This is a genomic window from Polaromonas sp. P4_F9 (assembly GCF_056401235.1).
The window spans coordinates 1-2,041 of sequence record NZ_JBFUJT010000078.1 but is presented as its reverse complement, the minus strand read 5'-3'; the positions used below and the strand labels follow the sequence as shown (position 1 = coordinate 2,041).

Genomic DNA, 2,041 nt, shown 5'->3' with positions numbered 1-2,041 from the left:
TCGTCAATGATCTCGATGGTGATCGCTGCCGGTGCGGAAGTTCCCGTGCCGTCCGACGTGGTCAGCGTGAAGACGTCGGTCTCCGGGCCGGCCACATCCGTGGTCGGGCTGGTCAGCTCATAGGTGTAGCTGGCGACGCCGCCGCTGTAGGCGGTAACCGTCAGCGTGCCGTTGGTGCCGGCGAAGCTCTGGCCCACCAGGCTGCCGATCGCGACGGTGACGCCGTTGATGGTGACGCTCTGGATGTCGTCCAGGCCGTCCGCATCCGATACCGTGAAGGTGCCGGAGGCAAATTCGCTGCCGGCCGCGGCATTGGAGCCGGCGGCCAGACCGGACTCGAACACCACGTCGTTGCCGCCTTCATTGCCGGGATCGACGGTGATCCTCGGCACGTCGTTGGTGCCGGTGATGGTGATGGTCACATCGGCCAGATTGCTCAGGTTGGCGCCATCGGTCACCCGGTAGACATCGGGGAAGACCATGTTGATGGATTCGCCGTCGTCCAGTGCCTGCGCGGCTGCCTGGGTGGCTTCGTTCAGCGTGAAGGTGTAGGCGCCTGTCGCGCTGTCGATGACCAGCGTGCCGTACGCATTGGTCACCGTGATCGAGGGGCCGACCACGGTCAGGGTCTGGCCGTCTGCATCGGTATCGTTGGGCAGCACGTTGCCCGAGACGGAGATCTGGTCTTCGGTCAGGCTGTTGCTGTCGTCGACCGCCACCGGTGCGTGGTCATCGTCAATGATGGTCACGGTGGCCGTGTCGTTGATCAGGGTGGCGCCGATCGGATTGCTCAGGACAATGGTGAAGGTCTCGTTGCCTTCGACCAGGATGTCGCCCACAATGTTCTCGGTGACGAAGAAGCCGATGTAGCCAGCCGGAATGGTGACCGTGCCGGTGGCCGCGCCATCGAAATAGTCCCCCGGATTGCTCGCGGTGCCGGGCACGATGGTGTAGGTGACCGTCACATCGGTCGTGGAAACCTTGTCCAGGGTGATCAGGAAGGTGACGGCCTTGCTGCCGCCGCCGGAGCCCTCGATCACATCGGCCGCAGAGACCGTGCCCTGGATCATGTCGCCGGTGATGAGGCCGGGGCCGCCCTCGCCGATACCGACCTGCGTGCCCACGGTGACGCCGACGTTGACCGTGGGTTCCACGACCGGCTCGGGAATCACCTCCACATCAGGCAGCAGCTCGGGTGGCACGAAGCCATATTTCGAGGCGCACGCTTTGCGCGGGCGCAATCGCCAGATGGTGGCCGTCTTCCATGATGAGCTCGACCCGCACGTCCCCGACGGTGCGTACCGTTTCGCCCTTTTGCAGGGTGTCACCGACCTTCAGCGCGCGGGTCTTGCCCTGCACGTCAACAGCCAGAACGGTGCCATTTCCTGTAATGGCGGCGACGGTAGCGAATTGGGCCATGATGCTCTCCGGTGAAAAAAAGAAGCCCGGGCCCGCAAGCCCAAGTACCAATCTTGATGATCTGAAGATTAAGGCTGCGCCATCGGCCCGTCTATTGGACTTTGGTCCATATTTGATGCTGTTTTTTGGCTGTTTTTTGGCTGTTTTGGGGCAGTAGCCCAACCCCGTGCTAGCCCCCTCAATACCGGACACTGTCGTCGCCGCCGCCGTTGTCAGGCAGCCAGCCGGTTGGCTGGCTTGGTCTGCAGCTCGGCATGGCGTCAAGCGCCTCCCCGTCGATCGACCGTCTTCTGCAGGCCCTGCCGACCCGCAAGCGCTGGTGGCACCCGACACCGCTGGGCTATGGCGCAGCAACCACGACTTTGACGAGAGCATCACCGACGCCTCGCCCTGGCTGCGCCCCAAAGTCCCCTGAGTCGGTCAACCCGGTCAGCCAAATCTCCGCCGCATAAAAAAAAAGGACAGGCCACTTGCGCGGTCTGCCCTGCAAAAACCAGCCCGGCCAGCGGGCGGCCGACGATCAGACGTCGGTTTTCAAATTGCCGTCAGCCAGCAACTTGGTGATGATGGCCGAATCGGATGTCCCTCCCGCCGCAGCCTGCAAAGCCGCATACTGCACATT

General features: G+C 63.2%; 3 protein-coding genes. 1 reads left to right on the top strand and 2 read right to left on the bottom strand.

The window, feature by feature from the left end; genetic code table 11:
* The coding region (locus AC1DUB_RS28240; RefSeq protein WP_477732384.1) for an Ig-like domain-containing protein at window positions 1–1,202 on the bottom strand (1,202 nt) is incomplete at its 3' end.
* The gene (locus tag AC1DUB_RS28235; RefSeq protein ID WP_477732383.1) at window positions 1,180–1,419 is read right to left on the bottom strand and encodes a hypothetical protein; all 240 of its coding nucleotides are present in this window, start codon (window positions 1,417–1,419) and stop codon (window positions 1,180–1,182) included. The genes AC1DUB_RS28235 and AC1DUB_RS28240, both read right to left, overlap by 23 nt.
* Before the next feature lie 166 nt (window positions 1,420–1,585).
* On the opposite strand from AC1DUB_RS28235, the gene AC1DUB_RS28230 reads away from it, so the two are divergent.
* Window positions 1,586–1,834, top strand: coding sequence for a hypothetical protein (locus tag AC1DUB_RS28230; RefSeq protein ID WP_477732382.1), 249 nt, complete (start codon window positions 1,586–1,588; stop codon window positions 1,832–1,834).
* Window positions 1,835–2,041: the final 207 nt, after the last annotated feature.